Consider the following 7092-nt stretch of genomic DNA (forward strand, 5'->3'; position numbering starts at 1 on the left):
TAGTTCCACGAAAAAGTTTTTTGCTCAAGTTCGTGTAAGTTGTTCATTTTGAAATCTTTAGCCCGCACTTCGCCAATACTTTTTCCGTTACCTGCAACCCTAAACTACGACTATACAAACATTTAACAAAAAGACGAAAGTCATTATTATTATTATTATACAATATGATAAACAATTTTTTTGACTTTATAAGTCTTCATACAGGTGAAGAAAAAAAAGAAAAGGTTTTAGAAAATATTAAATCTAACATTTCTTTTCGTGGTTCAAATTTATGGATTTTAGCTTGTGCTATTGTAATTGCTTCGGTTGGTTTAAATGTAAATTCAACCGCTGTAATAATTGGTGCAATGCTTATTTCTCCACTAATGGGTCCAATTGTTGGAGCTGGGTTTGCTTTAGCTATTTTTGATTTTGATTTGCTAAAAAAGTCAGGGAAAAATTTGCTTATTGCTACCTTTGTTAGTTTATTAGTTTCGACTATTTATTTTTTTATTAGCCCTTTCAAAGAAACACAATCAGAATTATTAGCGAGAACTTCACCGAATATTTATGATGTAATGATTGCATTTTTTGGTGGTTTAGTTGGCGTTATTGCGTTAACAAGAGTTGAAAAAGGAAACCCTATTCCTGGAGTAGCTATTGCAACAGCATTAATGCCACCTCTTTGTACAGCAGGATATGGTTTGGCAACTGCAAATTTTTCTTATTTTTTTGGGGCATTTTATCTTTATTCTATAAACTGCTTTTTTATTTGCATTTCAACATTCTTAATCATTAAGTATCTTCAATACCCCCCGGTAAAGATTATAAATGAAAAGTTTGAGAAAAAAATTCGTTATAGTATCACAGTACTGATATTTTTAATGATTTTACCAAGTTTTTATTTAGCTTATACATTATTTCAAGAAAAAAAATTTAATCAAAAGGTAGAACAATTTGTAACTAATGAGTTTGCCAACAATGGATACACCTTGATATATAAAAACATTTCATACAAGACAAATCCCAAAAAAATAGAGTTTGCTTTTCTTTCAAAAAAATTTACACCACATGAATTGAAAGATTTGAAAAAGAAACTACTACAATACGATATAACCAATACAGAGATAAACATTCGACAAGACACCAAAGACATTAAAGGGGAAATTTTGAATGAGTTAAGAAAACAGAATAAAACTTTAACAGACAAAGACATTATAATTAATAACCTTAATCAAGAACTAAACGAATACAAAATTGACAACACAGAAACATTAAAAGAATTAGCAATTTTATTTCCTGAATTGAAAGATGTGTCTATTGGAAGACATATTACAAATCCAAATACTGACTCCACGACAACATTGACTGTTTTACTTTATCAAACAGATAAGTCGAAACAAGAAATTGATATAAAAAAAATAGACCTGTGGTTAAAGCAAAAATTTAAAACAGACGATATAAAAATAGTACAACAGCAATAAGGGCAGCAGGTAACATGGGTTTTGCAAAATGGCGGAGTAACGGCTAAGTTGAAAGTTTGTACATTTTAATCCGCAAAAGCCAATTTTATTGGCTTTTTTTCATAAATTAGCAAATAGAAATTGGCTTTTGCTACGTTCCGTCTAAATCGAAACTTTCGGCTTCGATTTTCCGCCACTTCGCAAAGCCCCGAACCGTTATGTGCCATTTTTGAATGACAATGCGAATAGATACAGACAAACAAATGAATTTACTTAGTGATAAGAACGTTGCAATAATTGGTGGTGGACCCGTTGGACTGACTATGGCAAAATTATTACAGCAAAACGGCATAGACGTTTCAGTTTACGAAAGAGACAACGACCGAGAGGCAAGAATTTTTGGTGGAACCCTTGACCTACACAAAGGTTCAGGTCAGGAAGCAATGAAAAAAGCGGGATTGTTACAAACTTATTATGACTTAGCCTTACCAATGGGTGTAAATATTGCTGATGAAAAAGGCAATATTTTATCCACAAAAAATGTAAAGCCCGAAAATCGATTTGACAATCCTGAAATAAACAGAAATGACTTAAGGGCTATCTTGTTGAATAGTTTAGAAAACGACACGGTTATTTGGGATAGAAAACTTGTTATGCTTGAACCTGGTAAGAAGAAGTGGACACTAACTTTTGAGAATAAACCGAGTGAAACAGCAGATTTGGTTATTCTTGCCAATGGCGGGATGTCCAAGGTAAGAAAATTTGTTACCGACACGGAAGTTGAAGAAACAGGTACTTTCAATATACAAGCCGATATTCATCAACCAGAGATAAACTGTCCTGGATTTTTTCAGCTATGCAATGGAAACCGGCTAATGGCATCTCACCAAGGTAATTTATTATTTGCTAACCCCAATAATAATGGTGCATTGCATTTTGGAATAAGTTTTAAAACACCTGATGAATGGAAAAACCAAACGCAGGTAGATTTTCAAAACAGAAATAGTGTCGTTGATTTTCTTCTGAAAGAATTTTCCGATTGGGACGAACGCTACAAAGAATTGATTCATACGACGTTGTCATTTGTAGGATTGGCTACACGGATATTTCCTTTAGAAAAGCCTTGGAAAAGCAAGCGCCCATTACCCATAACAATGATTGGGGATGCCGCACATTTGATGCCGCCTTTTGCAGGGCAGGGAGTAAATAGTGGGTTGGTGGATGCCTTGATATTGTCTGATAATCTAGCCGATGGAAAATTTAATAGCATTGAAGAGGCTGTTAAAAATTATGAACAGCAAATGTTTATCTATGGCAAAGAAGCACAAGAAGAATCAACTCAAAACGAAATTGAAATGTTTAAACCCGACTTTACGTTTCAGCAATTGTTAAATGTATAAAATGGAATAAAACGGCACATAACAAACAAATTGGCAATAGAGCCGGTGAAGTACTTCTATTGAACTTTTGTGCAATGTTGAAGATTAGTAATTCTATTCAACATTTGTGCTAAAAGTCGGCTCCATCGCCAATTTGCCAAACGTTAGCACTCATTATAAAGCGACACGACAACGAATGACAATACAGTTCGACATTGACAAATTCGTAAAGCATTTAGACAGGTATAAATCTGACTTGCCGACCTTATACAATTGGAATGCAAAAATTGACAGACTTGTAGAACTCGAAACCCTGACTGAAAATCAAGTAAGAGAAATTAACTCATTAACGCCTTACGAAAAAGAACTTCAACTTAAAAAAATCGTTGGACAAAAACTGAATGGCGCTTTAAAAGCAAATTCAGACTTATTCAACAAACTTTGTTTGTGGGTAATTAAAGACTGGGGTGGCATTACAACAGCGAGCGACAATGACACAATAACTTTAATCAGGGACTTTTTAAATCAAGACAAGCCAAATTTTAACCGAATAGCAAGTTCTTCAAAAGTTGGAGCATATTTGTTTCCCGACAGAAACGTAATTTACGACTCTCGTGTTGCTTATTCAATTAATTGGATTATTCTATCTGAAAACGCAGGACAGCAATACTTTCCTATTCCAGAAGGTAGAAACTCAAAAATGTCTGCTTTTGACCTAAACGTATTAATTAGACTTAAAAACATTTCTGCATATCAGACAACTGACATCAAGCATTTAGACCATAGACTTTTTATTAAAAATTCGGACAAAAAACTTTATATAAACAAAAAGGACGCATACTTCGAATTAAATAATCTCGTAAAACAGATAAATCAAAAGTTATGGAAAGGAGACATAGAAAAGGAACAAAATTTATACTTTACTGAAATGCTTTTGTTTTCAATCGCAGACAGAGAAGTATTTATGGACATAACGACAAGGTATGCAACAAACTGACGAAAAAATAACGAGTGCTAACACGGGTTTTGCGTCAGGCGGGCTGACGTGCAAACTTGGAGCTTTGTGCTTCTATTCAAGTACAATACTGGTTGACAGTTTTGTGCTCCGAATCCCGCCCGAACGCAAAGCCCGAAACCGTTGTGCGTCATTTTAAGAACCGACACCATTGAACAGAACGACAGACATAATAACAATTAATTCAGTTGGACAAATTCCGACACTTGACACAATTCGTTCAATTCCACGTGAACGGACAATTAAATTTGTATTTGAAAAAGAAGTTCAAAGTCAAAGAGAAGCAATTGGACAAAACCTAAAAACTGAACTTGTGGGCTTTCAAGTTGGAATACACACAATTGAACCAGAAATAAACATTGCTAAACTTATAACGGACAAAGAAATTGAAGACAATCAAGACTTTTTTGAGCAATGTGCAAAGGATTACAGACAATTGGGAGAAGAATTGCTATATAAGTTGGTTAGCAAACTTGACTTGAAATTTAATAAAGACTTCCCAATGCAGACTTTTAACGAACTTAAAAGAGACGGTAGGTCTAATGGAAAAGTTGAAGGTTGGAATTATTATGTTCACGGTTTTCATTGTGGCTTTGTAAACATTAAAACCAAACAGGAAATAGAAGTTCCACTTGTATTCGGACAAGAGTTTGGGGACTTAGACCCTTACTTCTTCTCAAAATTCATTAAATCAACACCGAAATATAAACCTTTACCAACTGACATTTTTGAAGACTATGCAGACGGAGTAAGGATAAATGAGAGAATGCTTTCACTTGGTAAGTTTGAAAGAATAGGTTCAAATGTTGGCAATCATTATGGAATTGTAGTTGCTGACAGACAAAAAGTAGAAATCAAATCATATTTAGACTTGGAAAAAATTTACCAAGAACAAAACAAACAAAATGAAAAACCTAAATTTAACTTTTGGAAACTTATAGGACTGAGAAAATAAAAACGAACGCACAACAAGGTATTGCCAAAAGCGGGGCTGAACGGCTTCGATTGGGCATTTGTGCAAAGTTCAACTTTCGTTCTTCGATTGAACTTTTGTGCTAAAAATCCCCGCCTTCGGCAATACCCAAAACGTTAGCCGTAATTATTAAAAAATTTCGCATAAAATTCCATTGTAGTTATAGCAACAAAATCATTATTTAGTTTTGGATTTTGTCTATACAAAAATCTTCTTGCTTCATTTATAACCTTTGAACTAAATACAATAAAATATTTTTTAGAAAGTGGTACAGAAGTCCCCATCGCTCTAAATGAATTGTTTGCCTTGTCTCTAAAACTAAATTTATTAAGTTTATAAAAATTTTCTTTACTATTTAATTTCAATTCGGTAAAGAACATTTCCTTCTTATCCAATTCTTTTGCAATGAAAATTATATCAACAGATTTTTTTTTTGATGATAAATTTCTTGAATCAAGAAAACAAAAGTTATTTTCCAATTCATCTCCATTTATTACCATTATCTGTTTATCATAAAAGGGAGAAGCATTCTTAAGTTCGCAACCATCTCTTAAAAAAACATCATGTATATCTTCAACTATTGAAGGAAACAATCTAACTTTTTCATGGTTTATTGTTGAAATATTACAATGTTTCATACATCATTTCCACCGTATAAATTCATTCTATCAAATGCAATATTAAAAGAGCCAAAAATAGGATCTATATCGTTGCTTAAATGGCTATAATTATAAGAGTATTTTTCTACTTTTTCGGCCAAATAATAGTCAAGAGTATTACTATTTTCTTCTTTTTCACTAATAATTTTAAGTGCGCTTACCATATCTGGGTTATGACTTGCAATCAAAAACTTGATACCTAAATACTTATTTAGAAGAACTATCAATCTTGCATATTCAATAATCCATTGTGGATGAAGATGAGATTCTGGTTCGTCAATTATTACCAATGTTTTGTCATTAATTGCATTATTTTTTAATAATAATTGAATAATACTAAACGACTTTACTCCTGTTGCACAATCAAGTAAATCAAAAATTTCTCCATCTTTCCTTTTAAAAGAATAATTCATACTTGAAAGAAAATTATCATCATAACTTGCTTCTCCACCAATTATTTCTTCTGCAATTAAATTTGAAAAAACATTATTTCTTCTTTGAGTGGAATTTTGAATTAATCTTATATCTTCATTTAAATTATTCCAATGTTTATTATCAAATGTTTCGATTCCTAGCATCATAGGAGTATCAATATAAATTACATTTTGAATATAATATGGAATTGAGAGATTATTCTTATTAAGACTAACTATTTCCTGACCAAATTCTGATATTGTGAATTTTTTTGGTAATTCATCATCATGAAATACTTCAATTAATTCATCTCTGAAAATTTTTGTTGATCTTGATTTCTTAAAACCAGAAGCTTCTTTGAACAAACTATCAACTTTATCTTTTATTAACTCTAATAAAGCAAATAGATTTTTTTCACCGTCTGTATTAACTTTTGTTAAGTCTTTAACTATAAAGTTTAAGCGATTAACAACTGAAATATTAATTCCTTCCTCTAATCTTATAGAAATTTGAAGTTTAGTAATAAAGTTAATTAAACGATCAAAAAGCGAAATATTTAATATTTGAGTATCAAAATCCCTTGATATATTATTCAATTCATTTTGATATTCTAATCTAACTAATTTGTCACTTTTCTTATTAAAAATGTCATCAATTGTAATCCGCAAAAAGGTATATATATTTCTTAATTCATCATTCAAGTTTTCGCTAATAATGTTATCGTAATTAGCAATTGTTTTATACAAATAATAAACTAATCTTGAAATAGTGCTTTTTCCACAACCATTTTCTCCAGCTAGCACGGTAATACCATTAATATTGATGTCAGCTTTATTAATAGCTCGAAAATTTTCAATTACTATATTTAGATTTGAATTTTCTTTCATATTAAAATTAGGGCTTATTTTAATGAGTAAATTTACAATAAAATAAGTAAAGTGAATTTAAAAATCCTAATTATTAATATAACTACGGCTAACATGGGTTTTGCAAGATGCGGGGTTGAAGGAAATCTCAGAAAATTTGTAGAAAATACCCGCAAAAACTTTTCCATTTTTTAGTTTTTTCGTAATTTTAAAAAATGGAAAAAGTTTTTGCTAGCGTTCGGTTATCCTCTCCACTTCCGGTTGCAGTAGCCCGCACCTCGCAAAGCCCTTTTCCGTTAGGCGATATGCTGTAAAAATTCGACACCAAAATAAAATTTCTCCAA

Annotated in this window: 6 protein-coding genes; 4 read left to right on the forward strand and 2 right to left on the reverse strand. The window is 31.7% G+C overall.

All coding sequences use genetic code 11. The features are described from left to right. The first annotated feature begins 164 nt into the window (after nt 1-164). From RT037_RS13470 to RT037_RS13485, 4 genes are all read left to right on the forward strand, one after another. Nucleotides 165-1463, forward strand: a complete 1299-nt coding sequence (locus RT037_RS13470; RefSeq protein WP_023569897.1) for a TIGR00341 family protein — start codon at nt 165-167, stop codon at nt 1461-1463. A gap of 212 nt (nt 1464-1675) precedes the next feature. Beyond that, nucleotides 1676-2842: a tetracycline-inactivating monooxygenase Tet(X2) gene (locus RT037_RS13475; RefSeq protein WP_008651082.1), complete on the forward strand. Its 1167-nt coding sequence runs from the start codon at nt 1676-1678 to the stop codon at nt 2840-2842. Nucleotides 2843-3017: 175 nt separating this feature from the next. Next, nucleotides 3018-3818: a hypothetical protein gene (locus RT037_RS13480; RefSeq protein ID WP_313032234.1), complete on the forward strand. Its 801-nt coding sequence runs from the start codon at nt 3018-3020 to the stop codon at nt 3816-3818. A gap of 169 nt (nt 3819-3987) precedes the next feature. Then, the gene (locus RT037_RS13485; RefSeq protein ID WP_313032236.1) at nt 3988-4791 is read left to right on the forward strand and encodes a DUF6896 domain-containing protein; all 804 of its coding nucleotides are present in this window, start codon (nt 3988-3990) and stop codon (nt 4789-4791) included. A 134-nt stretch (nt 4792-4925) separates the two neighbouring features. Here the strand turns inward: RT037_RS13485 and RT037_RS13490 are convergent, their stop codons facing one another. Beyond that, a complete protein-coding gene (locus tag RT037_RS13490; RefSeq protein WP_313032238.1) occupies nt 4926-5447 on the reverse strand; it encodes a hypothetical protein in 522 nt (173 codons plus the stop codon). Further along, a complete protein-coding gene (locus RT037_RS13495; protein ID WP_313032241.1) occupies nt 5444-6769 on the reverse strand; it encodes an AAA family ATPase in 1326 nt (441 codons plus the stop codon). Before RT037_RS13495 ends, RT037_RS13490 begins: the two co-directional genes overlap by 4 nt. Between the last annotated feature and the right edge of the window lie 323 nt (nt 6770-7092).

Origin of the sequence: Soonwooa sp. (assembly GCF_032062245.1) — a bacterium.
In the GTDB taxonomy this organism is placed as follows: Bacteria; Bacteroidota; Bacteroidia; order Flavobacteriales; family Weeksellaceae; genus Soonwooa.